Origin of the sequence: Pseudomonas sp. HN11 (assembly GCF_021390155.1) — a bacterium.
Classification (GTDB): Bacteria; Pseudomonadota; Gammaproteobacteria; order Pseudomonadales; family Pseudomonadaceae; genus Aquipseudomonas.
Genome location: NZ_CP089985.1, coordinates 6,150,567 through 6,174,928, shown reverse-complemented (window position 1 = coordinate 6,174,928; position 24,362 = coordinate 6,150,567). Strand labels below are relative to the sequence as shown.

Below are 24,362 nucleotides of genomic sequence, written 5' to 3'. Positions count from 1 at the left end.
GCTAGGAGCAAGGCATGAAACTGAAACGTTTGATGGCGGCAATGACTTTTGTCGCTGCTGGCGTTGCGACCGCCAACGCGGTGGCCGCTGGTGTTGATCCGGCAATCCCGGCGTACGTGAAGACCACTGGTGTGTCGGGCAACTTGTCCAGCGTCGGTTCCGATACCCTGGCTAACCTGATGACCCTGTGGGCCGAGGGTTACAAAAAGGAATACCCGAACGTCAACATCCAGATTCAAGCTGCCGGCTCTGCCACTGCGCCACCTGCGTTGACTGAAGGTACCTCCAACCTGGGCCCGATGAGCCGCAAGATGAAGGACACCGAACTGGCGGCTTTCGAGCAGAAGTACGGCTACAAGCCAACCGCTATCCCGGTTGCCGTGGATGCCCTGGCTGTGTTCGTGCACAAGGACAACCCGATCCAGCACCTGACCATGGAGCAAGTCGACGCGATCTTCTCCTCGACTCGCCTGTGCGGTGGCAAAGCCGACGTGAAAACCTGGGGTGACCTGGGTGTGACCGGCGACCTGGCCAACAAGCCGGTTCAGCTGTTCGGTCGTAACTCGGTATCCGGCACCTACGGCTACTTCAAGGAAGAAGCCCTGTGCAAAGGCGACTACAAGCCAAACGTGAACGAACAACCGGGCTCGGCTTCGGTCGTGCAGTCGATCAGCTCTTCGCTGAACGGCATCGGTTACTCGGGTATCGGCTACAAGACCGCCAGCGTGAAGACCGTGGCCCTGGCCAAGAAAGGCAGCACTGACTTCGTCGAAGACAGCGAAGAAAACGCCCTGAACGGCAAATACCCGCTGTCGCGTTTCCTCTACGTGTACGTCAACAAAGCCCCGAACAAACCTCTGGCCCCGCTGGAAGCCGAGTTCGTGAAGCTGGTTCTGTCCAAACAGGGCCAGGAAGTTGTGGTGAAAGACGGCTACATCCCACTGCCAGCCAAAGTTGCCGCCAAGGCCCTGGCTGACCTGGGTCTGAAAGAAGGCAACTGATTGCCTCTGCGGGGCCGGAGTACCGGCCTCGCATCCGAATTTTCTAGTCCGCTGCCAGCCATGCTTCGCGGCGGATTTGTTGCGTCACTGCACTGTCATCTTTCTGTCATACAGGATCGCTAGGGTGTGCGCATGAATGATCTGGCCAATTCCACCATGACGACGACTTCTCCCCCCAAGCGCATTGATTTCAATACGCCTGAGCTGCAACGCAAGCGCCGCATTCGCGCGCTCAAGGATCGCCTGACCCGTTGGTACGTGCTGGTCGGCGGCCTCGCTGTCCTCGGCGCCATCACTCTGATTTTCTTCTTCCTGGCTTACGTCGTCGCGCCGTTGTTCCAGGGCGCCTCATTGACCAAGGAAGACGCCCTGACCCCGGCCTGGATCCAGGACGCCGGCAAGCCGCTGATGATCTCCCTCGAAGAACAGAACCAAGTCGCCATGCGGGTCTCCGACAAGGGCCAGGCGTTGTTCTTTAATGTGGAAACCGGCGCCGAACTCAAGCACGTCGACCTGCCACTGCCTGCCGGCACCAGTGTTGCCTCTATCGGTGAAGACCAACCCGGTAGCCCGTTGGTGATCCTCGGTCTGTCCAATGGCCAGTCCATGGTGTTCCGTCATACCTATAAGGTGTCCTACCCGGACGGCAAGAAAACCATTACGCCTGCGATCGAATACCCCTACGGCGAAACGCCGATCGTGCTGGATGACGCCGGTCGCCCACTGGAGCACGTCGCTCTCAACGCCACTGACTCCACTTTGGTGGTTGCAGGTTCCGCTGGTTCGCACTTGAACGTGCTGTCGCTGAATCGCGAAGAAAACATGATGACCGGCGAGGTCACCAGCGAGCAGAAGCGCATCGAGCTGCCGCAGATGACCGAGCCGGTGAAGGCGATCTTCATCGACCCGCGCCAGCAATGGTTGTACGTGATCAATGGCCGCGCCCTGGCCGACGTGTTCAGCCTGCGCGACAACAGCCTCAACGGTCGCTACAAATTGCTCGAAGACGGCAACGCTGAAGTTACTGCCAGCACGCAACTGGTGGGCGGCATCTCGCTGATCATCGGTAACTCCAAAGGTGGCCTGGCCCAGTGGTTCATGGCCCGCGACCCGGATGGCGAGCAGCGCTTCAAGCAGATCCGCACCTTCCAGATGGGTACCACGCCTATCGTGGAAATTTCCGCCGAAGAGCGCCGCAAAGGCTTCACCGCCCTCGACGCTTCCGGCCAGTTCGGCGTGTTCCACAGCACTGCCCACCGTACATTGCTGGTGGACCCGGTAGTCGATGGCCAAGGCGTGTACGGCATGTCGCCACGGGCCAACCGTGTAATTGTGGAAGCCGGCGGCAAGCTGCAACCGTTGGCGCTGGACAACCCGCACCCGGAAGTCTCGTGGAGCGCGTTGTGGAGCAAGGTCTGGTACGAAAACTACGACGAGCCTAAGTACGTCTGGCAATCGACCGCCGCCAACACCGACTTCGAACCCAAGATGAGCCTGGCCCCGCTGACCTTCGGCACCCTGAAGGCCGCGTTCTACGCCATGCTGCTGGCGGCGCCACTGGCGGTTGCCGCGGCGATCTACACCGCTTACTTCATGGCCCCGAGCCTGCGCCGCAAGGTCAAGCCGGTGATCGAGCTGATGGAAGCGATGCCGACGGTGATCCTTGGCTTCTTCGCGGGCCTGTTCCTGGCGCCGTATGTGGAAGGGCATCTACCGGGCATCTTCAGCCTGTTGATGCTGTTGCCGATTGGCATACTGGTGGCCGGCTTCATCTTCAGCCGCCTGCCTGAATCCATCCGCCTGCGCGTTCCCGATGGTTGGGAAAGCGCGATCCTGATCCCGGTGATCCTGTTTGTGGGCTGGCTCTCGCTGTACATGAGCCCGTACCTGGAAACCTGGTTCTTCGGCGGCGACATGCGCATGTGGATCTCCCATGACCTGGGCATCACCTACGACCAGCGCAATGCCTTGGTCGTCGGCCTGGCCATGGGGTTCGCGGTGATCCCGAACATCTACTCCATCGCCGAAGACGCCGTGTTCAGCGTGCCACGCGGCCTTACCCTGGGCTCGCTGGCCCTGGGTGCCACGCCGTGGCAGACCATGACACGCGTGGTAATCCTGACCGCCAGCCCGGGCATTTTCTCGGCGTTGATGATCGGCATGGGCCGTGCCGTCGGTGAGACCATGATCGTGTTGATGGCCACCGGTAACACCCCGGTGATGGAGATGAACCTGTTCGAAGGTCTGCGCACGCTGGCAGCCAACGTCGCGGTGGAAATGCCCGAGTCGGAAGTCGGTGGCAGTCACTATCGCGTGCTGTTCCTCTCGGCGCTGGTGCTGCTGTTGTTCACCTTCATCATGAACACCCTCGCCGAGCTGATCCGTCAGCGTCTGCGCAAGAAATACTCGTCGCTTTAAGAAAGGTAGAAGTCTGTGAAACAGAACTCCCTGAATGGATGGTTCAAGAGCGGCGCCCCCGGCGTCTGGATCAGCGGTGGCGCGGTGTCCATCGCGGTCATCATGACCATTGGTTTGCTGGCGGTGATTGCCGTGCGTGGTCTCGGCCACTTCTGGCCCGCCGACCTGATCCAGGCCAACTACAATGTGCCGGGACAGGCAAACCATATTGTTATCGGCGAAGTGGTGCAGAAAGAAGAAGTCCCCCGCGAGCGCCTGAAAAGCGCGGGCCTGCCGGTGCCGGACCAAGGCCCGGAGTTCATGACCCGCGAGCTGATCAAGGTCGGCAACCGTGATCTGAACGGCAACGATTTCACCTGGATCGTCGGCGAGTGGCTCAAAGACCAGACCACGCCTGCGAACCTGATGACCATCGAGCGCCGTGAATGGGGCAATTTCTACGGCACCCTGGTCAATGTCAAACAGGACGGTAAAGTCATCGCCGAAGGCGAGGCCGCATGGCCGGAGCTGCAGGCCCGTGTCGAGCGCGTCAACAAGCTGGCCGCCCAACTCAAGACCCTGGAGAAATCCGATATAGGCGCGATCAACGCCGGTCTCGAACGCATCCGCCTGCACGGTCGTAAGCTGGAACTGGAAGGCAAGCTCGACGCCGCCGCCCAGGCCGACATGGACTCAGGCCGCGCCGAGCTGAATGCCCGCTACCAGGATATCGAAGCACGCCTGGCCGACCTGCACGCCCAGTTCAACCGCGACGCGCTGACCGCCCGTGACGGCAACGGCAAGGAAATCGAAATCGGCATTGGCAAAGTGGTGCACGCCTATCAGCCGAACGCCATGGGGACTATTACCAAGATCGGGTTCTACTTCAGCAAAGTCTGGGAATTCCTCAGCGATGACCCACGGGAAGCCAACACGGAAGGCGGGATCTTCCCGGCCATCTTCGGCACCGTGATGATGACCCTGATCATGGCGATGATCGTCACTCCGTTCGGCGTGCTGGCGGCGGTGTACCTGCGCGAATACGCCAAGCAGAACACCCTGACCCGCGTCATTCGTATCGCCGTGAACAACCTGGCCGGTGTCCCGGCCATCGTCTACGGCGTGTTCGGCCTGGGCTTCTTCGTGTATGTACTGGGTGGCTCGGTTGACCGCCTGTTCTTCGCTGAAGCCCTGCCGGCTCCGACCTTCGGTACGCCGGGCCTTTTGTGGGCCTCGTTGACCCTGGCACTGCTGGCGGTGCCGGTGGTGATCGTGGCCACTGAAGAAGGCCTGGCGCGGATTCCTCGCACCGTACGTGAAGGCTCCCTGGCACTGGGCGCGACCAAGGCGGAGACGCTGTGGAAGATTGTGCTGCCGATGGCCAGCCCGGCGATGATGACCGGCATGATCCTCGCCGTGGCTCGCGCCGCTGGCGAAGTGGCGCCGCTGATGCTGGTCGGTGTGGTGAAACTGGCACCGTCGCTGCCGTTGGATGGCAACTACCCGTACCTGCACCTGGACCAGAAGATCATGCACTTGGGCTTCCATATTTATGACGTCGGCTTCCAGAGCCCCAACGTCGAAGCCGCACGGCCGCTGGTGTACGCCACCGCGTTGCTGCTGGTGCTGGTGATCGCCACGCTCAACTTGTCGGCGGTGTGGATCCGTAACCACCTGCGCGAAAAATACAAAGCGCTGGACAGCTAAAGCTATTAGCCACAAGCGGCAAGCTTAAAAGCCGCTTTTGCTCAAATCTTGCAGCTTGCAGCTAGAGGCTGGCAGCTACGAACGGAGTGAGACCATGCAACAAGACACCCACACCCACGGCATCAACATGTCTGCCCTGGGTCGCGACAAGCAGAGCCTGAGCCTGGCCCAGGAAACCGTGGCCATCGAAGTCCCGGGCCTGAGCCTGTACTACGGTGAAAAACAGGCGCTGTTCGACGTCAGCATGAACATCCCCAAGCAGCGCGTGACCGCCTTTATCGGCCCGTCGGGTTGCGGCAAGTCCACGCTGCTGCGCACCTTCAACCGTATGAACGACCTGGTGGACGGCTGCCGTGTAGACGGTGCCATCAACCTCTACGGCACCAACATCTACCGCAAGGGCGAAGACGTGGCCGAGCTGCGTCGTCGGGTGGGCATGGTGTTCCAGAAGCCCAACCCGTTCCCCAAGACTATCTACGAAAACGTGGTCTACGGCTTGCGCATACAGGGCATCAACAAGAAGCGCATCCTCGACGAAGCGGTTGAATGGGCCTTGAAAGGCGCAGCGCTGTGGGACGAAGTCAAAGACCGCCTGCACGAGTCGGCACTCGGTTTGTCCGGCGGTCAGCAGCAGCGCCTGGTGATTGCGCGCACCATCGCCGTTGAGCCGGAAGTGTTGCTGCTCGACGAGCCTTGCTCGGCACTCGACCCGATCTCGACGCTGAAAGTCGAAGAGCTGATCTACGAACTCAAGTCCAAGTTCACCATCGTCATCGTGACCCACAACATGCAGCAGGCGGCGCGGGTTTCCGACTACACCGCGTTCATGTACATGGGCAAACTGGTGGAATTCGGCGATACCGACACCCTGTTCACCAATCCGGCGAAGAAGCAGACCGAAGACTACATCACCGGTCGTTATGGCTAGTTGGGGCAGCTGCAAGCCGCAAGTTTCAAGCGGCAAGTAAAGGCAGTTTGATTAACGACACACATCAGCTTGCAGCTTGTAGCTTGCGGCTTACAGCTTTTGCGGAGCAAAACCATGATTTCGAAGGAAGGATTAACCCACCACATCTCCGCGCAGTTCAACGCCGAGCTCGAGGAAGTGCGCAGCCACCTCCTGGCGATGGGCGGGCTGGTGGAGAAGCAAGTCAACGACGCGGTCACCGCGCTGATCGAGGCCGACTCGGGCCTGGCCCAGCAAGTGCGTGAGATCGATGACCAGATCAACCAGATGGAACGCAATATCGACGAAGAATGCCTGCGCATTCTCGCTCGTCGCCAGCCGGCGGCGTCCGACCTGCGTTTGATCATCAGCATCTCCAAGTCGGTGATCGACTTGGAGCGCATCGGCGACGAAGCCACCAAGATCGCCCGTCGCGCCATCCAACTGTGCGAAGAAGGTGAAGCGCCGCGCGGTTACGTGGAAGTGCGCCACATCGGCGACCAGGTGCGCAACATGGTGCGCGATGCCCTCGACGCCTTTGCTCGCTTCGATGCAGAGTTGGCACTCTCGGTGGCCCAGTACGATAAGGTCATCGACCGCGAATACAAGACCGCGCTGCGTGAGCTCGCGACCTATATGATGGAAGACCCCCGCTCTATCTCGCGGGTCTTGAGCATTATCTGGGTGCTGCGCTCCCTGGAGCGCATCGGCGACCATGCGCGCAATATCTCGGAACTGGTGATTTATCTGGTGCGTGGCACCGATGTGCGGCACATGGGCCTCAAGCGCATGAAGGCTGAAGTTGAAGGTTCGGCCGATCTTATCCCTAATGTTCCGGGCGAATCTGACGATAAGTAAGGTTGCCCGAGAAATTAACGCCCGGCCTTTGGTCGGGCGTTTTTGTTTGTGGCCACTGAATTTTTTACACGTTGAGTGAGATAAATTCCCAACGTGACTACCGAGTTTTGGCAAAATGCCATCAGTCAGGCGTCTTGCGTGCCGAAGTGTTAATAGGATGAAGGGTCGATGAGTAAAGTCAGTGTATTAGTGGTGGATGACGCCTCGTTTATCCGCGACCTGGTGAAGAAGTGCCTGCGCAACTACTTCCCCGGGATCAAGCTTGAAGACGCGGTAAACGGCAAAAAGGCCCAGGCCATCCTGATGCGCGAGAGCTTCGACCTGGTGCTGTGCGACTGGGAAATGCCGGAGATGTCCGGCCTTGAACTGCTGACCTGGTGTCGTGAGCAGCCTCATCTCAAGGCCATGCCGTTCGTGATGGTGACCAGCCGCGGCGACAAGGAAAATGTGGTCCAAGCCATCCAGGCCGGGGTTTCCGGCTATGTCAGCAAGCCGTTCACCAACGAGCAGTTGCTGAACAAGGTCAAGCAGGCCTTGCACAAGATCGGTCGCCTCGACGCACTGGTCGCCAGCGCACCGACCAAAATGAACTCGGCGTTCGGCAACGATTCCCTCAGCGCACTGACCGGCGGCAAGCCCGAAGCGCTCAAGTCGGCACCTGTGGCGGCGGCTGCCCCTGCACCGAGCCGAGGCCTGCTCAACAGCCCGCCGGTTCAGGCGCCAGCGGCTGCATCCCCTGCTGGTGGTCGTGGCCAAGGCCAGTTGCGCCTGTCCAGTGGCACCCAGCAATGCGTGATCAAGGCGCTGAGCATCAAGGAAGCGCTGCTGGTAGTACGTCGCAGCGAAGTCCTGCCCCAGGTACTGGAAAGCGCCGTGCTCGACCTGGAGCAAGGCGACAACGCCGAAGTCGCCCGTCTCAATGGCTATCTGCACGCTATCGTCGCCTTCGAGCCGAAGCCCGACAGCGATTGGCTGCAGCTGACTTTCCGGTTTATCGACCAGGATGCGCAGAAGCTCGATTACATCTCCCGCCTGATCGCACGGGGTACGGCGCAGAAGCATTTTGTGCCGGGTGCTTGATCTGTAGTGAGCGGGCTTGTCGGGTCGCTCACTACAGACTGTAACGATCCCTTGCTAGCCTGCCGTTCAGTCATCCCGGCAGGTTCGCGCCATGCTCATGCGCCTTTTGCTGTGCTGTGGGCTGGCCACGGTCGCCGTGTCGACCCAGGCCATGACCCTCTACAAATCTGTCGATGCCTATGGCGTGGTGTTTATCAGCGACCGGTATACGCCGGGCGCCCAGGTATTTGTGATCCGGGAGCGCAAGCTTGAACGGCCGATACTCGACAGGCCTCCAGCCCGCTACCCGCCTCAGGCCTACCGCTATCCCTTGCCCTGGCGCGGCGGCCCATTTCGCCTGACCCAAGGCCCCAACGGCACCTTCAGCCATACCGATAGTAAGAGCCGCTACGCCATGGATATCGCCATGCCCGAAGGCACGCCAATCATCGCGGCGCGTAGCGGGGTGGTGGTGAAAACCGAGAACGAGCAGACCGGGCGCGGCAGTGATGCGTCGGGGAATTTCGTGAGGGTGCGCCACGATGACGGCACCGAGGGCGTGTACCTGCATCTTAAGCAAGGTTCGGTGAGCGTCCGGGTCGGGCAACGTGTGGCGGTAGGAAGCCCGTTGGCGTTGTCGGGCAATACCGGCAACAGCAGCGGGCCGCATCTGCATTTTGTGGTGCAGCGCGCCACTGACGCGGGGCTGGTGTCGATCCCGTATGAGTTCAACCAGCCGGTGGGTGCGTTGCCCAACTTTGCGTTGGGCAACTGAGGGTCAATCCAGCAGCAGGACCTTGGCCAATACGATCTTCGGCCCTTTCATCTTCTTGATGATGATGCGCAAGCCTTCCACCTCCAGCACCTCTTCCTCTTCCGGCACGCGCTTGAGCGTGTCGTAGATCAGGCCGGCCAGGGTTTCGGCTTCGATGTGGTCCAGGTCCACACCCAGCAGGCGCTCCACTTTGAACAGCGGCGTGTCGCCACGCACCAGCAGCTTGCCCGGCTGATAGGCCAGGATGCCGCGCTCGGCCTTGCGGTGTTCGTCCTGGATGTCGCCTACCAATACTTCCAACACGTCTTCCATGGTGAGGTAGCCGATGATCTTGCCGTCGGCTTCTTCCACCAGGGCAAAGTGCGCGCCGCCTTTGCGGAACTGCTCCAGCAGTTGCGACAGCGGCATGTGCCGCGACACACGCTCCAGCGGGCGGGTCAGCTCGGCCAGGTTGAACGACTCAGGGATGTGATCCAGGGCCGCCAGTTCCAATAGCAAGTCCTTGATGTGCAGCAGGCCCACGAATTCGTTGCGCACCGCGTCATATACCGGATAGCGGCTGAATTTGTGACGGCGGAACAGCGCGAGGATTTCCTTGAGTGGGGCGTTGAAGTCCAGGGTGACCAGGTCTTCCCGGGAATTGGCCCAGTCCACCACTTCCAGTTCGCCCATTTCCACGGCGGAGGCGAGCACGCGCATGCCTTGGTCGCTCGGGTCCTGGCCACGGCTGGAGTGCAGGATCAGCTTGAGTTCTTCGCGGCTGTAATGGTGTTCATGGTGCGGACCAGGCTCGCCTTGGCCGGCGATGCGCAGGATCGCGTTGGCGCTGGCGTTGAGCAGGTAGATCGCCGGGTACATGGCCCAGTAGAACAGGTACAGCGGCACAGCGGTCCACAGCGACAGCAGCTCGGGCTTGCGAATTGCCCAGGACTTGGGTGCCAGTTCGCCGACCACAATGTGCAGGTAGGAAATCACGAAGAACGCGGCAAAGAACGACACGCCCTTGATCACTTCCGGCGACTCGACGCCCACGGCGCCCAGCAGCGGCTCGAGGATGTGCGCGAAGGCCGGCTCACCAACCCAGCCCAGGCCCAGGGAGGCGAGGGTGATACCCAGCTGGCAGGCCGACAGGTAGGCGTCGAGCTGGCTGTGCACGGTGCGCAGAATTTGCCCGCGCCAGCCGTTCTTGTGGGCGATGGCCTCGACCCGGGTGGCGCGCAGTTTGACCATGGCAAATTCCGCCGCAACGAAGAAACCGTTGAGCAGTACCAGGATCAGTGCAAAAAGAATCATGCCGAAGTCGGCGAAGAGTGTAGCGAGGGTGATACCAGGGGAAGGGTCCATGATGGGGTTTTGCAGGTTCCGTGTGTTCGATAAGGGGTGGCAGGTGGGCCTGAAGCGCAGGCACAAGTCGGCCAATGTAGCGGCTGACGGGGCGCTTGCCTAGTGCCCACTGCCGGGCGGGGCGTCAGGTGTCCTGATCAATTGCCCGCGAACGCGTCATCTGTGCCGGCGGAAAATGGCAGGTAAACGTACTGCCATGGCCCAATACGCTGCTGATCTCCAGGCGTGCGCGGTGACGCAGCAGCACGTGCTTGACGATCGCCAGGCCCAGCCCGGTGCCGCCGGTGTTGGAGTTGCGGCTGGAGTCGACGCGGTAGAAACGCTCGGTCAGGCGCGGCAGGTGCTTGGCGTCAATGCCGATGCCGGAGTCCTGCACGCTCAGGTGTGCACCCTGGTCGTCGGCCCACCAGCGGATGCGGATATTGCCTTTGTCCTGGGTGTACTTCACCGCGTTGAACACCAGGTTGGAAAACGCGCTGCGCAACTCGCCTTCGCTGCCTTTGAGCAGGATGGCAGGGTCGGCTTCCAGGGTGATCTGCTGCCCGCGTTGGCCGGAGAGGGCCTGAGCGTCGTTCTTGATGGTCTGCAACAGGCTCTGCACCGCCACCGGCTGGTTATCGGACGGATAATCGGTCGCCTCCAGCTTGGCCAGCAACAGCAGGTCGTTGAGCAGTGTCTGCATGCGTGAGCCTTGCTGCTGCATTTGCTGCAGGGCACGGCTCCAGCGCGGGTTGATCTCGTCGACGTTGTCCAGCAGCGTCTCCAGATAGCCGCAGATCACCGTCAGAGGTGTGCGCAACTCGTGGGAGACGTTGGCGACGAAGTCTTTGCGCATCTGTTCCAACTGGTGGATGCGGGTGACGTCACGCACCAGCATCAGGTGTTCGTTGTTGCCATAGCGCGTCAGGTACAGCTGGATGCGCACGCGGTCATTGGTGGGCGAGGGGATTTCCAGGGCTTCTTCGTAGTTCTCCTGTTCGAAGTATTCCTTGAAGCGCGGATGGCGCACCAGGTTGGTCACCGGCTGGCCGCTGTCCTGGGGCGTCTTGAGGCCCAGCAGGGTCTCGGCGGCGCGGTTCCACCATTCAAGGTTGCCGTCGCTGTCGAGCATGATCACCGCGTCCTTGAGCGCGGCGGTGGACTCCTGCACCCGGTCGATCACGGCTTGCAGGCGCCCGCGTACCCGTTGGTCGCGGCGTTGCAAGTGGTAGATGCTATCGAACACTTCACCCCACAGGCCGTAGCCATCGGGCGGTGCTTCATCGGGTTTGTGCTGACGCAGCCATTCATGCAGGCGCAGCAGTTGCTTGAGGGTCCAGCCCAGGTACAAGGCAATGCCAACTGCCAGGCTCCAGCCGTAGTAACCGCTGACCAGGCCCACCAATAGGCAGCCGGTGATCAGCAAAAGCATGTGGCGGATCAGGGTGCCATGCCAGTTTTGGTTCACGATCGGTCCTTCGGACAGTGAAAAGTTTCAAGCTGCAAGCTTCGAGTCAGAGCCGATCAGCTTCTACTTGTCGCTTGTAGCTGAGCGCTTGTAGCTGCTTTCAACCCTTGGTTGAAAACCGGTAGCCAGTGCCGCGCACGGTTTGTACCAGATTCTCGTAGGCATCGCCCAAGGCTTTGCGCAGGCGGCGGATATGCACGTCCACGGTGCGCTCTTCCACATACACATTGCCGCCCCACACTTGGTCCAGCAGTTGGCCACGGGTGTAGGCGCGCTCCTGGTGGGTCATGAAAAATTGCAGCAGGCGGTATTCGGTCGGGCCCATTTCGGCCGGCTTGCCGTCAATGGTCACGCGGTGGCTGATCGGGTCCAGCAGCAGGCCGCCGACTTCGATCGGCGCTTCGCCATCGGTCGGGCCGGCACGGCGCAATACGGCTTTCAGACGCGCTACCAGCTCGCGCGGGGAAAAAGGCTTGGTGATGTAGTCATCGGCGCCGACTTCCAGGCCTTGGATCTTGTTGTCTTCTTCGCCCTTGGCGGTGAGCATGATAATCGGGATGTCCCCGGTCAGTTCGTCACGCTTGAGGCGGCGGGCCAGCTCGATGCCGGAGGTGCCGGGCAGCATCCAGTCCAGCAGGATCAGGTCAGGCTTGCGGTCGACGATAATGGCATGGGCCTGCTGGGAGTTCTCCGCCTCCAGGCAGTCGTAGCCGGCCATTTCCAACGCAACGGCGATCATCTCGCGGATGGGCGCTTCGTCGTCAACAATCAGAATGCTCCTGCCAACCATGCTCAAAAATCCTCTTGTCATTTAACTGTCTTGCGCCGCATTAGATAACGGAATTATTGCAGTCGTGTGACAGTAATTTAGTCGCTCGGGCAATTCCCGCCTCTCTGGACTACGCTTTGGGTCCGAATCCTGACAACCAAAAAAGGAAGGTTCCGATGACTTACAGCACGATTTCCTGGAAAGCCCTGCTGGTAACGGCGGCGTTGACGTTGCCGACCCTGGCATTTGCGGCGGAGCCGGCGATGACGAAAGACGGGATGCTGGTCGACCACAAGGGCATGACGCTCTACACCTTCGACAAGGATGCCGATGGCAAGTCAGTGTGCAAGGACCAATGCGCGACCAATTGGCCGCCGCTGAAGGCGGAGTCCACCGACACGTCGATGGGCAAATGGACAGTCATCACCCGCGACGATCAGACCAGCCAGTGGGCCTATGAGGGTAAGCCTGTCTACACCTACAAGGATGACCACAAGGCGGGCGACAAGACCGGTGATGGCAAGGGTGGGGCGTGGCACGTCATCAAACCCTGATCACGGGGTACCGTTGAAAACATCGCGGGCAAGCCCGCTCTCACAGTGGAACGCGTTCCAAATGTGGGAGCGGCGGTGCGACGATTCGACTTGCCCGCGAAGGCGTAAGCCCGGCCGCCACAAAAACCTCAGCGCAACGCATAATCCAGCACAATCCCGACAAATATCGCCAACCCCGCCCAGTGGTTGTGCAAGAACGCCTTGAAGCACTTCATCCGATCCTTGTCCCGGGTGTACCAGAATTCCCAGGCAAAACAGCCGGCCGCTGCCAGCAGCCCCAGGTGAAACCAGCCGCCCAGCTCAAACCGGGCTCCGGCCAGCAACAGGCACGCCAGCGACAGCCCTTGCAGGGTAAGAATGATCACGCGATCAGCTTCACCGAACAGGATGGCCGTGGATTTCACGCCGATCTTCAAGTCATCGTCGCGGTCGGTCATCGCGTAATAAGTGTCGTAGCCCACCGTCCACAGCAGGTTGGCGATATACAACAGCCACGCGGCGGCAGGCAGGCTGCCGGTCTCGGCGGTAAACGCCATCGGCATGCCCCACGAGAACGCCGCCCCCAGCACCACCTGCGGGTAATAGGTGTAGCGCTTCATGAACGGGTAGCTCGCCGCCAGCGCCAGGCCGCCGAGTGACAGCAGGATGGTGGTGGCGTTAGTCAGCAGCACCAGCAGGAAACTGATGCCCATCAGCACCGCGAAAAACACCAGCGCCTCTTTCGAACTGATCTTGCCGCTCACCAGCGGGCGCTGCTCGGTGCGCTTTACATGGCCGTCGACCTTGCGGTCCGCCCAGTCGTTGATCACGCAGCCACCGGCGCGGGTCAGCACCACGCCCAAAACGAAAATCACGATATTGATCAAAGAGGGCGAGCCCTTGCCGGCGATCCACAGTGCCCACAGCGTCGGCCACAGCAGCAGGTAGATGCCGATGGGTTTGTCCATGCGGGTCAATTGGATGAAATCCCAGGCCCTGGGGTTCAGGTGGTTCAGGGATTTGAGCAGGCGCTGGTACATCAGCAGTTCTCCGGATGGGCGTGCAACGCGTGCCAGAAGCTGGGCAGAAAGATCTCCGCGACCAACACGCTCAAGGGGCCGCGATCAAAGCGTGAACGGCGCGCCCACAGGCCGTCGACCTGGTCTGCCGCAGGCAGCCATTGTGGTGGGTAATGGCATACCTCGATGGCCTGGCGGGTGAACGCCCGGTCACAGAACAGCAATTCGCCCAGTGAGCGGCTGCCCAATTCATCCATATGCAAGCCGTCGCCCTGTAAAGCGCTGCGTGCCGCCACACTGCGCGCGAACACCCAGGGCTGGCCGTGGCCACGCAAATACACCTCGCGCACCCAGCCGATACTGGCCGGTGGCAGTGCCAGGGCGGCGCATTCATCGTCGCGCAGCGGCTGCCAGCCCTCGAACAGCGGCGTCACGCTGAAACCATCGTTGGACAGCCACGTCAGCCGCCGCGTCAGCGAGTCTTCGTTGAACAGCCAATTGAGGGTCAAGGGTGCGGGCGCGGGGTGCAGAAGGCTCTGGATCAGCCATTGGCAAGCATCGGGAGGGTCGATTGAGTGCGGCACGGTGAGTCAGTATTGGCAGCAAAAGAGGCGGCGAGCTTACCATGGTGCCCTGGGTTTTTGCCGGACCGACCCGGCTGTTTGCGTCGATCGTGCTTGCATCTGCCGGCCCCGATCAGTACAAAACGCCCTGAGCCGCACGGCAACGCGGGTCTATCGACCGTCGGCCAAGATGCCTGACCCTGAGGAAGCAAGTGATGAAGAAGTGGCAATGTGTAGTCTGTGGCCTGATCTATGACGAGAAAGACGGCTGGCCGGATGACGGAATCCTGCCTGGCACCCGCTGGGAAGACGTCCCGGAAGATTGGCTGTGCCCGGACTGCGGCGTGGGCAAAATGGATTTCGAAATGATTGAAATCGGCTGATTTTCAGTTTTCAGAAAAACACTACAAGGAGAAAGGAATGAACGCACCTGTCGTGATCATCGGCACAGGATTGGCCGGTTACAACGTGGCCCGGGAGTTTCGCAAGCTCGACAGCGAGACCCCATTGCTGCTGATCACCGCGGATGACGGGCGCTCCTACTCCAAGCCCATGCTGTCCACCGGCTTTGGCAAGAACAAGGAAGCCGATGGCCTGAGCATGGCTGAACCCGGCGCCATGGCTGAGCAACTCAAGGCCGAAGTGCGCACTCACACCCGCGTCAGTGGCATCGACCCCGGCCACAAGCGCTTGTGGATCGGTGAGGAAGCGGTGGCTTACCGTGACCTGATCCTGGCTTGGGGCGCTGAAACCGTGCGTGTGCCAGTGGAAGGTGATGCGGCTGACCTGATTTTCCCGATCAATGACCTCGAAGACTACGCACGCTTTCGCGCCGCCGCTGCCGGCAAACGCCGTGTGCTGCTGCTCGGCGCGGGCCTGATCGGCTGTGAGTTTGCCAACGACCTGATTCTTGGCGGTTATGAAATCGACCTGGTGGCGCCGTGCGAACAAGTCATGCCGACCCTGCTGCACCCGGCAGCGGCCGCGGCGGTGCAAGCCGGGCTGGAAGGTCTCGGCGCACGTTTCCACCTGGGCCCGGTGCTCAATCGCCTGCAGCGCACTGCTGACGGCCTGGAAGCCCATCTGTCGGACGGTGAAGTAATCCACTGCGACCTGGTGGTCTCAGCCATCGGCCTGCGCCCACGGGTGGATCTGGCAGCCGCCGCCGGCTTGCAGACCAATCGCGGGATCATGGTGGACCGCCACCTCAAGACCTCCCACGCCAATATCTACGCCCTGGGCGACTGCGCCGAGGTTGACGGCCTTAATCTGCTGTACGTGATGCCACTGATGAGCTGCGCCCGCGCCCTGGCCCAGACCTTGGCGGGCAACGCCACCGCCGTCAGCTACGGCCCGATGCCGGTGACCGTCAAGACGCCGGTCTGCCCGCTGGTGGTCTCGCCACCGCCACGGGGCACCGAAGGCGTCTGGAGCGTGGAAGGCGAGGGCGCCGACATCAAGGCCTTGTGCCGCGACGCCAGCGGCCGCTTGCTGGGTTATGCCCTGACTGGCACTGCCGTGATGGAAAAACTCGCCCTCAATAAAGAACTTCCGCCGTTGCTGGCGTAAATACCGGTCGTTCTGTCGGAATAAGCACGGTTTTCCCACTAGAAAGGCCGCCGCGAGACTGGCGGAGCGTGCGAGGGCATGCCATCCTCACTCCCGTCTGCCGCAGAGTAGAGCCTGCGGCGCTTTGGGCGCTGCTCCAGAAGAGAGCAGCACGGACATAACAACAAAAAACCGTCAAAGAGGCTTCACTTATGCGTAAACCAGAACTCGCAGCCGCCATCGCTGAAAAAGCCGATCTCACCAAAGAACAGGCCAACCGCGTCCTCAACGCCGTTCTCGAAGAAATCACCGGCGCCCTGCACCGCAAGGACAGCGTCACCCTGGTTGGCTTCGGCACCTTCCTGCAACGCCATCGCGGCGCCCGCACTGGCAAAAACCCTCAAACCGGTGAGCCGGTGAAAATCAAGGCCAGCAACACTGTTGCGTTCAAGCCAGGCAAATCGCTGAAAGACACTGTCAACGCGTAATGGCGTTACCGTCTCGAAGGGGGCGGGGTGGTAGGAGAGATGGGCACGCCGACTGGGTCGGGTGCCCATTTTTTGTAGGCTGGAGAATGTCACACCAGTAGTAACCTCCCGGTTACAACTCCCCCCAAGGATCAAATTTATAAGTGGCATCCAACGGTGTGAACTCTAGCCCAAAGAGCGCCTTGGATTCGAACATCGCCTTGAACTCAGCCGAACAGACCGTTTCGTTAATATCCGTGCATAGAAACAGGTGTTGATGAATACCTGGTTTTATCTTGAATGATTCGATGGACTCAAAAACGATAGCGGGTACATCACTTTCTTCTGGTGTCTTGAGTTTGCCGGTGTATTTGTCGCGGTCGATGGTGAATACCGAATGCTCAAGATCAAGCAGGCTGAGTCGGGCGGTCGGAACGAAAAGGTTGTAGCGTTTTTCAGGTGTTTTTTTTCTTTTAACTCTATCTCGACCTGACGCGTGATATGAGGAATTTCGAGCGTTGCGCAGATGTTCAAGACGGCATCTGTCGCCAGCAACTCTTCAATCATGAGGTCCGCTTTCAACTCCTTGATCTTGGCCTTGACTTTATAAGCGCTGAGCCTGTCCCTGACAGCATCGGTGTACTTGTTATGGTTCGACCAATGTCCAGGAAGCTGCGTTTTAGCGGCAAGGTCCTTTGATCCTGGCAGGAAAGCACCGTTGGAGGCGCCATCCGGGTCCCAACCTATCTTTTTCAGCCTGGAGAACATTTTGCCGAACTCTTTGTGTTTGATCAGCTCCTCGGGTATCAGGTGATGGTTGGCTATACCGTCACCTTCGCGAGCCCCCATGTTCTTGCCTAGCTTCGTCGAGCACCAGCCCAGTGGGTCACTCCAGCCCAGAGGGTTGGTGGCGTACTGATAGAGGTTAATGCCGCCCAGCAATCCAACCGGGTCTTCTGTAGTGAATCTGCCGATATCGGGGTCATAAAGATAAAGGGGTCAGATTTATTTATAGTCCCTATCCGGATTAAATAGATCCGTCCCCTTTATTGTTCAGACTTGGATACCTTTGGAACAGTCTACGAATCGAAGACCTTTAAGCTGGGATGCTTCGCATTGCTGCTTGAACTGCTGGGAAACAAAGATGCGTTGTGAACTTTCCTTAGCTCTCACGATATGGTGATTGCCTAAGGTAGCAGGTGGCGAACTTTGAATAGTAGTGAATCTCAGAGGACCATCCGGCATAAAGCTGAACATGGGACCATATTGAGAGTTATTCAAATCAATACAAGGAAGTATCTGGATCACATTGAATACATAGTAACCTTCCAGCTTTTCTTCTTTTAGATAAACGTTGGCAGGAAAAGCTGAATGTCTTTCGGGAATTTGCGCAGTACGTTGGCCATTGCCTCGCTTACAAATTCAAGCGTGTCACTTTGAAGAAGATCGAAGGACATTAATCGAGATGCGCTGACCTTATTTTTATTTCTAAAGGTTGGCGTAGTAGCAATTGATGATTGCTCTTCTCCACTAATAAACAATAGGTGGTCGGGAGATTTTTTCTGGTCGTATTTGAACCAGTAAATTGCTGAATAATTTTCACTGATTTCTAATAGGTACATATTATTTCCCGCAGCGACCTGCTTGAGTTGAGTTTTTATTCAACCGAGTACGCCCATTGCGTAATTCCGACCTTTCATCACTGCCTGCGCGTACTGGGTTTTTTTCCATTTTCCAGCCTTGCCCGCGAGGGATATTTCATTGAGTTGTGCTCGAACAGCTTTGTTGTAACCCGGATGTGAGCCTTTGTGAATAGTGCGATATTTGTGCTTGCCCTCTTCACTAGGCAAGTAAATGATGTTGGAGGTTTTGTGTATGTCGAATCCAGCCTTCTTCAGAGCAGGGTGATCAGCCAGCGATTGAGGAATAATATGGTGTTTCTGGAATCCATCGATTCCAGGCATATTTTTATAGTTCCAGTTAAACAGGCCCCATGGATCAACCCATGTAATTGGATTTGGCGCATATTGGTACAGGTTTATGCCGCCCAGTAAACTGATCGGATCTGGAGTCGTGAATCTCCCTATTTCGGGGTCGTAGAACCTGAGAGTGTTGTAGTGTAGCCCCGTCTCCCGGTCCAGGTACTGCCCTTGGAACCGCAGGTTCTGCTCTTCAATGTAATAAGGCTCACGCACCTCTTCCAGCGTGTTGCCCCACACCCGATAAGTCGCCTGCCAGACGCTGTGCCCATCGGCCTCGGTCAGTTGTTCCGGCAACCCGTTCAGGTCGTTGTGGTAGTAGCGAATCTTCTGTAGCGGGCCAAGGCCGTCGACGCGGGCCAGCGGTTCGTAGCCGTCATCATCGTAAACATATAGGCTGGTCTGGCTGTATTTATGCTCCTGCAATAACCGCAGTCCATCCCACACAAACTGCGTTTCTCCCAGCGGATATCCGTCACTGCCATGCTCGGTTTTTTCGATGCGTCGGCCCAGCGGGTCGTAGGTCATTCGCACGACGCTGCTGTCATCGTTACGCACTTCAACCAAACGGCTTTCAGCATCGTAGGTAAACCGCTGCACGCCCCGTTTCGCGCTGCGTTTTTCGATCATCCGCCCAAACGCGTCATAGCGATAACGTTTGTTCTGATACGTCAGCAGCCTGTTATGCACCACCAACCCGGCACCCGCCTGCGGGCCATCTAGCAGGTTGGCGGCGGCGTCGTAGGCGAAGGTTTCACGCTGGCCGTGCAGGCTGTCCTGGCAGGCGATGATGCGGCCGGTGGCGTCGTAGTGCAGCAGTTGGCGTTGGTCGCGGTGTTTTTCCCGATCACGCCCCAGGCGGCCGATCAGGTTAACGGCCGGGTCATAGTCGAAGTGTTTTTGCTGGGCGGCCGGCAGTTGAGTAGGCTGGCCATTGGGGCGCCGTATCCGTGAGCGCAGGCGGCCGCTGCCGCGTGCTGATCTGGCCTTGGGTACGCAGAACTTCGCGGTGTAGACGGTCGCGCTTAAAGTCGCTGATGACGCGGCCGTCGAGGTTGATCTGGTGCAGGTGGCCGCCGCCGCAGTACAGGCGATTGAGCCAGCGGCCGTCGGGTCATATAGTCTGGGCTCACTATCAAGTGTGGCCTGGTATCCAGAATAGGTTTTTACCTCCGGATTTAATGATTTTCTCAACCAGTTCAGTAAATGATTTTGCGATCAGTGTGCTCTCATCGGCCGTCGGGTAACTGTCCCAGAATGAGTCGTAGCAATAGCCAAATTGCGGGCCGGGTGTCAGATCAATTGAAATTATTTGATCTTCACATTTAACCAGCGCGTACCAGTTAGCGGAGTCTGGGTCCTCCAAGTCTTCGTTCATGACGACAAAGTCGGAACGTTCCAGCTCTGGCGCCTGAATCGTAAAGCTGTACTGTGCCCTTGGATAGAAAACAGCGCTGCTGTAATGCTTATAAAAATCGGCCAGGTCATCGGGGACGAGATTACTCGGCAACCCAGTAGAAGGTGCTGTCGTGCAGTCAGAATTCTCTATCAAATCAACGATTTTACTCAGGCTCATCTTCCGCATCCCTTCCGCAGGTAGTTTTTCATTGCTTTGTTGTACAAACCGCGTGAAGCCTTCGGGAAACCTTTAGCTTCGGCGGCCTTAAACATTTTGTTGGAAAGTCTGAGTATTTCGAATTTCGATACCTTCTTCCAATCGAAACCTTTAAAGCCCCGTTTCCCGGTTTTCTTCTGAACCCAGTCTTTAGCAACCTCTTTGGTCGCATTGTGTTGATCTACAGTCATCACTACGGTTGGTGTCTGGCCGTTTCGAGATACGTAGTCCTTGATGTTGTGCTTGGACCACGCATCGAGTATCCCGTGATGTTTCTCGAAGCCAGGTGCGCTTTTTCCATAATCTATAATGTCACCCGGTTTTGCCGGTGCCCAGCCCAGTGGATCGATCCACGTGATGGGATTCGGTGAGTATTGATAGAGATTGATGCCACCCGCCAACCCAATCGGATCCGGCGTCGTAAACCGTCCCACATCCGGATCATAAAACCGAAACGTGTTGTAGTGCAGTCCGATCTCTCGATCCAGATACTGCCCCTGAAACTGTAGATTTTGCTCTTCGATAAAGTACGGTTCACGCACCTCCCCAACCGTATTCCCCCACACCCGATACCGCGCCTGCCACACCGTCTTCCCGTCGGCTTCAGTCAGTTGCTCCGGCAACCCGTTCAGGTCGTTGTGGTAGTAGCGCACACTTTGATGCTCGCCCGTCCCATCCACTCGGGCTAGCGGCGCATAGCTGTCTTCTTCATAGATGTAGAGGCTGGTCTGGCTATGCCGATGCTCCTGCAACAGGCGCAAACCTTCCCAATCGAATCGGGTTTCACCCAGCGGGTAGCCGTTGTTGTCATGTTCGGTTTTAGCGATGCGCCGGCCAAGCGGGTCATAGGTCATTTTCACAACCGTTTCCCGTCCTTCCTTCTGGCTCCGCACTTCGATCAACCGGTGCTCGGCGTCGTAGGCGAAGCGTTGCAAGCCACGTGCAGCGCTGCGTTTTTCGATCATTCGACCAAAACCGTCATAACGGTAGCGCTTGTCCTGATAAGTCAGCAGCTTGTTATGCACGACCAGCCCTGCACTGGATGGCGGCCCGTCCAGCAAGTTGGCGGCGGCGTCGTAGGCGAAGGTTTCCTGCTGGCCTTGAGCGTTGTCCTGGCTGGCGATGATGCGACCGGTCGCGTCGTAGTGCAGCAGTTGACGCTGGTCCCGATGCTTGTCGCGGTCGCGTTCCAGGCGACCGATCAGGTTATCGGCCGGGTCGTAGTCGAAGTGTTTTTGCTGGGCGGCCGGCAGTTGCGTGGGCTGGCCATTGGGGCGGCGTATCCGTGAGCGCAGGCGGCCGCTGCGATCGTATTCGCTGCGCGTGGTGATCTGGCCTTGGGTACGCAGCACTTCGCGGTGCAGGCGGTCGCGCTCGAAGTCGCTGATGACGCGGCCGTCGAGGTTGATCTGGTGGAGGTGACCGCTGCCGTAGTACAGGCGATTGAGCCAGCGGCCATCGGGCAGTTGGGTCTGGATCAGGTTGCCGAGTTCATCGTAGTGATGGTTCAGGCTGCCGGCGGCGCTTTGTTCGGTAATCAGTTGACCAAGCGGATCGTAGGCAAAGGCCAAAGCCTGGGTGGTTTCATCATTACCTGTGAAAGTGACGGCGGTGAGCTGGTCCACCGGATCGTAGGCGTATTCGGTACGGCCATCATCGGTAACTTTCACCAGCAAGCGACCAACCGCATCGCGTTCCAGGCGATGCACGATAGGGGACGGCACTGCGAGTCCTTCATTCGAGGGAACGTACTCTAAGGCAGCCAGATTATCCAACGCATCATAGTCATAACGTCGAGCACTGCCGTCCAAGTCTTGCTGTTCCGTGAGGCGGTCTCCCTCGTCCCAGGCAAAACGGTAGCTTTCCGCGTTTTCATTGGTCAGGGTTTGTAACCGGCCATAGGCGTCGTAGCGGAACTCAATTTGCCTGCCGTGGGCATCTATTCGTTGGCGCACTTGCCCGCGACGGCCGTATTGGTAGCGAGTGGTGTGACCCGCAGCGTCGGTCCAGCCGATCAACAGACCGCTGGTGTCGCGCAGGTACAGCTCGGTGCGACCGTCCGGCAATTCAGTTTGCAGCAAGCGGCCTCGGCAATCGTGTTGATAACGTTGCCGTTCGCCCAAGGCGTCGATGACTACCTGCAAGTGGCCCTGGCGATCGTACTCAAACGCTGTGGGGTACCCCGAACAATCGACATGCTGAATTAACTGTCCGGTTTCATTCCAACGCAGAGTTTTGCTTTTGCCCGTGGCGTCGATGATCTCCACCACCTGACCAAACTTATCGTAGCGATACCGTGTGACATGCCCCAAGGGGTCGATTTCACTGACGCAATTACCCCGTTGGTCGTACTGATATTGCCACGCGTGGCCTGCCGCATCGGTCTCCACTAAGGGCAGCGACCAATGCTCCAGCCACAATGTGGATTCGATACGCCCCAACGGATCCTGAGTGCTGCACAGGTTGCCGGATTCATCGTAGCCGAACTGCCATTTACCGCCTTGAGGATCAATTGCACCGAGCAACTGGCGCTCGTCGTTCCACTCGAATTGCCAAGTCTTCCCCAGATTGTCGGTGTACTCGGTGATCTGGTACTGCGGGTTCCAGCGGCGCGTGCTGACGCGTTGCAAGCCGTCTGTAATATGGGTCACACCGGCCGACAGGTCATAGTCGAATCGGTACTCGTCACCTTCGTCGGTCCAGTGCCGCACCACACGCCATTCGCTATCGTCCACGCATTCCCACTGGTAGTAGCAACGTAGCCCGGCGGGTAGTTGGTGCTCGACCATGCGCTGGCCAGCGTCATAGGCGAAGCGACGTTGCACGTTTGTGGCGGCGTCGCGAACTTCGGCCAGGTCGCCGCGAGTGTCGTAGGCATAGCTGACGAGGGTTTCTCGACTGTGATCGGGGTACACGCGATCGACTCGCTCTACCCGCGCCGGCCATTGTTGGCTATAGCCCAACTCGACGCGCACATGATCGAAAGTATCTCGTAATTGGTTCAGCCGACCCTGGGCGTCATAATCGAGAAAAATGCGGTTGTCATTGCGATCCCCTAACTGGCTGAGGCGCAGTTGCGAAGGGGTGTCTGGCGTTGGCTCGAACAGTCGATAGAGTCCATCAACGCTTTCAATCAGTAGTTGGCCATTGGTATTGCGCCGCACGCTCAAGCCTTCACCGGCGCTGAATACAGCTCCACCCAGCGGGATCACGCCCATGTCGATCTGGCGCGCTTGCTCATCGGTATAGACCAGTCGCTCGCCACCTTCGGGGTGTGCGCCAATCTCGACAAACACTTCGTAGATCACGCTCCAGCTGGCGCCGAACAGGCCATTTCGACGTTCGTCTCGGCTGCTGTAGTAGCGCTGCCATTCGATAGGGAGAAGGCCGGGCAAGGCGAAGTCCAGGTCGTCCTCGCCATCAAGTATTTTCGCGCCCGTCGAGCTATGCACCGGGTTGGGCGAGCCAACCACTGCAGAGGAAATGGCGTTGGTAACCTGGCTGGTGCCCCACGACACCAGTCCGCCCACCACCATGCACGGCAGCTTGCTGAAGAACTTCGAACCACCGCCGCGCAGCATCAACAGTGCTGTCACCGCCAACCCAACACCCGGCGTCTTGCCGCTGCGAATCTCGCGGACCACCACCGGACTACCGCCAATGCGCACGTTGCTGGAGATCATCCCCGATTCGACAATCGAAGCATCGCAGGTGCTGCGGTCACCGCTACGGGCGGCTGGCTGACCGTTGATAGTGACCTTGCTGGAGCCTTCGGCAATAAACTGCGGCGGCATCGGCGGATGCTTGGTGCAGATCACGATATCCAGCGGCTTTGGTACTGCGCCTGGCGCAGGAACCGCGACTGTGGGGCGCCACATCTGCGAGAAAAAACCCTTGGCCATGTCCAGGTAGCTGGCTTCTTCGGGACTGCCACCTTCGGCGAGTTGCGAGCTGACCGGACCGATAGCACCTGCGGCACGTGCAGACGGTATGCCGTTGGTGAAGGTGTTGTGTGAGCCGGTGGCGATCGTCGCCATCACCACCGGCGGAAATAACGCGTTGCCTATCCAGTCGCAAACCTTTGTCAGTCCCTTGTCCGCCCCCGTCTTGCTCATGCCGATACCGACGACGATTCCCACCACCGCGCCGAGCACAAAACAGCCGAGGCCGCCGGTAACGACGGTAATACCGGTCGCGGCCACGATCGCAGCAGTGGCTACCGCTGTAATAGCGATATTGGCTGCGATTTCCAGCACGCCGCCCAGGATGTCGGCCATAACCGAGGTGTGTAGCAGGCTGTCGCCGAGGCGTGCCGCCCAGAGTGCGTCAGACATG

General features: G+C 59.0%; 21 protein-coding genes and 3 pseudogenes. 11 read left to right on the top strand and 13 right to left on the bottom strand.

The features are described from left to right. Positions 1 to 14 precede the first annotated feature (14 nt). From LVW35_RS28440 to LVW35_RS28410, 7 genes are all read left to right on the top strand, one after another. The gene (locus tag LVW35_RS28440; RefSeq protein WP_092241611.1) at positions 15 to 1,001 is read left to right on the top strand and encodes a phosphate ABC transporter substrate-binding protein PstS; all 987 of its coding nucleotides are present in this window, start codon (positions 15 to 17) and stop codon (positions 999 to 1,001) included. 384 nt (positions 1,002 to 1,385) lie between these two features. Beyond that, complete coding sequence (locus LVW35_RS28435; protein WP_233896563.1) at positions 1,386 to 3,419, top strand: ABC transporter permease subunit; 2,034 nt, start codon at positions 1,386 to 1,388, stop codon at positions 3,417 to 3,419. 15 nt (positions 3,420 to 3,434) lie between these two features. Next, on the top strand, positions 3,435 to 5,105 hold the full coding sequence (gene pstA, locus LVW35_RS28430; RefSeq protein ID WP_233892997.1) for a phosphate ABC transporter permease PstA: 1,671 nt from the start codon (positions 3,435 to 3,437) through the stop codon (positions 5,103 to 5,105). Positions 5,106 to 5,199: 94 nt separating this feature from the next. Beyond that, the gene (gene pstB / locus LVW35_RS28425) at positions 5,200 to 6,033 is read left to right on the top strand and encodes a phosphate ABC transporter ATP-binding protein PstB (RefSeq protein WP_010207582.1); all 834 of its coding nucleotides are present in this window, start codon (positions 5,200 to 5,202) and stop codon (positions 6,031 to 6,033) included. A gap of 114 nt (positions 6,034 to 6,147) precedes the next feature. Further along, positions 6,148 to 6,909 (top strand): phosphate signaling complex protein PhoU, encoded by a 762-nt coding sequence (phoU, locus tag LVW35_RS28420; protein ID WP_233892996.1) that lies wholly within the window; start codon positions 6,148 to 6,150, stop codon positions 6,907 to 6,909. Between the two features lie 168 nt (positions 6,910 to 7,077). Beyond that, entirely contained in the window at positions 7,078 to 7,989 is a 912-nt protein-coding gene (locus tag LVW35_RS28415; protein WP_028618509.1) for a response regulator, read from the top strand. 91 nt (positions 7,990 to 8,080) lie between these two features. Further along, positions 8,081 to 8,743: a M23 family metallopeptidase gene (locus LVW35_RS28410; protein WP_233892995.1), complete on the top strand. Its 663-nt coding sequence runs from the start codon at positions 8,081 to 8,083 to the stop codon at positions 8,741 to 8,743. A 3-nt stretch (positions 8,744 to 8,746) separates the two neighbouring features. On the opposite strand, the gene LVW35_RS28405 is transcribed toward LVW35_RS28410, so the two are convergent. From LVW35_RS28405 to phoB, 3 genes are all read right to left on the bottom strand, one after another. After that, on the bottom strand, positions 8,747 to 10,087 hold the full coding sequence (locus LVW35_RS28405) for a hemolysin family protein (protein ID WP_010207573.1): 1,341 nt from the start codon (positions 10,085 to 10,087) through the stop codon (positions 8,747 to 8,749). 124 nt (positions 10,088 to 10,211) lie between these two features. Further along, entirely contained in the window at positions 10,212 to 11,498 is a 1,287-nt protein-coding gene (gene phoR / locus LVW35_RS28400; RefSeq protein ID WP_233896562.1) for a phosphate regulon sensor histidine kinase PhoR, read from the bottom strand. A gap of 136 nt (positions 11,499 to 11,634) precedes the next feature. Then, positions 11,635 to 12,324 carry a phosphate regulon transcriptional regulator PhoB gene (gene phoB / locus LVW35_RS28395; RefSeq protein ID WP_003176964.1) on the bottom strand — a complete coding sequence of 230 codons (690 nt, stop codon included), beginning with the start codon at positions 12,322 to 12,324 and terminating at the stop codon, positions 11,635 to 11,637. A 155-nt stretch (positions 12,325 to 12,479) separates the two neighbouring features. Between phoB and LVW35_RS28390 the strand changes: the two genes are divergently transcribed. Continuing rightward, positions 12,480 to 12,857, top strand: a complete 378-nt coding sequence (locus LVW35_RS28390) for a COG4315 family predicted lipoprotein (protein ID WP_078050766.1) — start codon at positions 12,480 to 12,482, stop codon at positions 12,855 to 12,857. A 128-nt stretch (positions 12,858 to 12,985) separates the two neighbouring features. On the opposite strand, the gene ubiA is transcribed toward LVW35_RS28390, so the two are convergent. Both ubiA and LVW35_RS28380 read right to left on the bottom strand, forming a co-directional pair. Beyond that, positions 12,986 to 13,876, bottom strand: a complete 891-nt coding sequence (gene ubiA / locus LVW35_RS28385) for a 4-hydroxybenzoate octaprenyltransferase (RefSeq protein WP_233892994.1) — start codon at positions 13,874 to 13,876, stop codon at positions 12,986 to 12,988. After that, positions 13,876 to 14,439: a chorismate--pyruvate lyase family protein gene (locus tag LVW35_RS28380; protein ID WP_233892993.1), complete on the bottom strand. Its 564-nt coding sequence runs from the start codon at positions 14,437 to 14,439 to the stop codon at positions 13,876 to 13,878. The genes ubiA and LVW35_RS28380 overlap by 1 nt, the downstream gene beginning before the upstream one ends. Before the next feature lie 194 nt (positions 14,440 to 14,633). On the opposite strand from LVW35_RS28380, the gene LVW35_RS28375 reads away from it, so the two are divergent. From LVW35_RS28375 to LVW35_RS28365, 3 genes are all read left to right on the top strand, one after another. Next, the gene (locus tag LVW35_RS28375; protein WP_015886569.1) at positions 14,634 to 14,801 is read left to right on the top strand and encodes a rubredoxin; all 168 of its coding nucleotides are present in this window, start codon (positions 14,634 to 14,636) and stop codon (positions 14,799 to 14,801) included. A 37-nt stretch (positions 14,802 to 14,838) separates the two neighbouring features. Then, the gene (locus LVW35_RS28370; RefSeq protein ID WP_233892992.1) at positions 14,839 to 15,987 is read left to right on the top strand and encodes an NAD(P)/FAD-dependent oxidoreductase; all 1,149 of its coding nucleotides are present in this window, start codon (positions 14,839 to 14,841) and stop codon (positions 15,985 to 15,987) included. A gap of 191 nt (positions 15,988 to 16,178) precedes the next feature. Beyond that, the gene (locus LVW35_RS28365; protein WP_003176958.1) at positions 16,179 to 16,454 is read left to right on the top strand and encodes an HU family DNA-binding protein; all 276 of its coding nucleotides are present in this window, start codon (positions 16,179 to 16,181) and stop codon (positions 16,452 to 16,454) included. A gap of 270 nt (positions 16,455 to 16,724) precedes the next feature. Here the strand turns inward: LVW35_RS28365 and LVW35_RS28360 are convergent, their stop codons facing one another. The 8 genes and pseudogenes from LVW35_RS28360 to LVW35_RS28335 all read right to left on the bottom strand — a co-directional run bounded on the left by LVW35_RS28360 (position 16,725) and on the right by LVW35_RS28335 (position 24,361). After that, positions 16,725 to 17,282, bottom strand: coding sequence for an AHH domain-containing protein (locus LVW35_RS28360; RefSeq protein WP_267924910.1), 558 nt, complete (start codon positions 17,280 to 17,282; stop codon positions 16,725 to 16,727). A gap of 24 nt (positions 17,283 to 17,306) precedes the next feature. Next, positions 17,307 to 17,420: pseudogene (locus tag LVW35_RS28950) on the bottom strand (RHS repeat-associated core domain-containing protein); the annotation flags it as partial. Between the two features lie 66 nt (positions 17,421 to 17,486). Further along, the gene (locus LVW35_RS29300; RefSeq protein ID WP_442799701.1) at positions 17,487 to 17,765 is read right to left on the bottom strand and encodes an imm11 family protein; all 279 of its coding nucleotides are present in this window, start codon (positions 17,763 to 17,765) and stop codon (positions 17,487 to 17,489) included. A gap of 11 nt (positions 17,766 to 17,776) precedes the next feature. After that, positions 17,777 to 18,055 (bottom strand): hypothetical protein, encoded by a 279-nt coding sequence (locus tag LVW35_RS28355; protein ID WP_233892990.1) that lies wholly within the window; start codon positions 18,053 to 18,055, stop codon positions 17,777 to 17,779. 39 nt (positions 18,056 to 18,094) lie between these two features. Continuing rightward, positions 18,095 to 18,358 (bottom strand): annotated as a pseudogene (locus LVW35_RS28350) (AHH domain-containing protein); the annotation flags it as partial. 63 nt (positions 18,359 to 18,421) lie between these two features. Beyond that, positions 18,422 to 19,526 (bottom strand): annotated as a pseudogene (locus tag LVW35_RS28345) (RHS repeat domain-containing protein); the annotation flags it as partial. Positions 19,527 to 19,547: 21 nt separating this feature from the next. Further along, positions 19,548 to 19,988, bottom strand: a complete 441-nt coding sequence (locus LVW35_RS28340) for a hypothetical protein (protein WP_122729912.1) — start codon at positions 19,986 to 19,988, stop codon at positions 19,548 to 19,550. Then, the gene (locus LVW35_RS28335; RefSeq protein WP_233892989.1) at positions 19,985 to 24,361 is read right to left on the bottom strand and encodes an RHS repeat-associated core domain-containing protein; all 4,377 of its coding nucleotides are present in this window, start codon (positions 24,359 to 24,361) and stop codon (positions 19,985 to 19,987) included. Before LVW35_RS28335 ends, LVW35_RS28340 begins: the two co-directional genes overlap by 4 nt. Position 24,362 lies beyond the last annotated feature (1 nt).

Excerpts from the sequence above, each read along its gene's own strand:
- LVW35_RS28440 (WP_092241611.1), top strand. The coding sequence starts at position 15 with ATGAAACTGAAACGTTTGATGGCGGCAATGACTTTTGTCGCTGCTGGC.
- pstB (WP_010207582.1), top strand. The coding sequence starts at position 5,200 with ATGCAACAAGACACCCACACCCACGGCATCAACATGTCTGCCCTGGGT.
- phoU (WP_233892996.1), top strand. The coding sequence starts at position 6,148 with ATGATTTCGAAGGAAGGATTAACCCACCACATCTCCGCGCAGTTCAAC.
- LVW35_RS28415 (WP_028618509.1), top strand. The coding sequence starts at position 7,078 with ATGAGTAAAGTCAGTGTATTAGTGGTGGATGACGCCTCGTTTATCCGC.
- LVW35_RS28410 (WP_233892995.1), top strand. The coding sequence starts at position 8,081 with ATGCTCATGCGCCTTTTGCTGTGCTGTGGGCTGGCCACGGTCGCCGTG.
- LVW35_RS28405 (WP_010207573.1), bottom strand. The coding sequence starts at position 10,087 with ATGGACCCTTCCCCTGGTATCACCCTCGCTACACTCTTCGCCGACTTC.
- phoR (WP_233896562.1), bottom strand. The coding sequence starts at position 11,498 with ATGCTTTTGCTGATCACCGGCTGCCTATTGGTGGGCCTGGTCAGCGGT.
- phoB (WP_003176964.1), bottom strand. The coding sequence starts at position 12,324 with ATGGTTGGCAGGAGCATTCTGATTGTTGACGACGAAGCGCCCATCCGC.
- LVW35_RS28390 (WP_078050766.1), top strand. The coding sequence starts at position 12,480 with ATGACTTACAGCACGATTTCCTGGAAAGCCCTGCTGGTAACGGCGGCG.
- ubiA (WP_233892994.1), bottom strand. The coding sequence starts at position 13,876 with ATGTACCAGCGCCTGCTCAAATCCCTGAACCACCTGAACCCCAGGGCC.
- LVW35_RS28375 (WP_015886569.1), top strand. The coding sequence starts at position 14,634 with ATGAAGAAGTGGCAATGTGTAGTCTGTGGCCTGATCTATGACGAGAAA.
- LVW35_RS28370 (WP_233892992.1), top strand. The coding sequence starts at position 14,839 with ATGAACGCACCTGTCGTGATCATCGGCACAGGATTGGCCGGTTACAAC.
- LVW35_RS28365 (WP_003176958.1), top strand. The coding sequence starts at position 16,179 with ATGCGTAAACCAGAACTCGCAGCCGCCATCGCTGAAAAAGCCGATCTC.
- LVW35_RS28360 (WP_267924910.1), bottom strand. The coding sequence starts at position 17,282 with ATGGGGGCTCGCGAAGGTGACGGTATAGCCAACCATCACCTGATACCC.
- LVW35_RS28355 (WP_233892990.1), bottom strand. The coding sequence starts at position 18,055 with ATGTACCTATTAGAAATCAGTGAAAATTATTCAGCAATTTACTGGTTC.
- LVW35_RS28340 (WP_122729912.1), bottom strand. The coding sequence starts at position 19,988 with ATGAGCCTGAGTAAAATCGTTGATTTGATAGAGAATTCTGACTGCACG.
- LVW35_RS28335 (WP_233892989.1), bottom strand. The coding sequence starts at position 24,361 with ATGTCTGACGCACTCTGGGCGGCACGCCTCGGCGACAGCCTGCTACAC.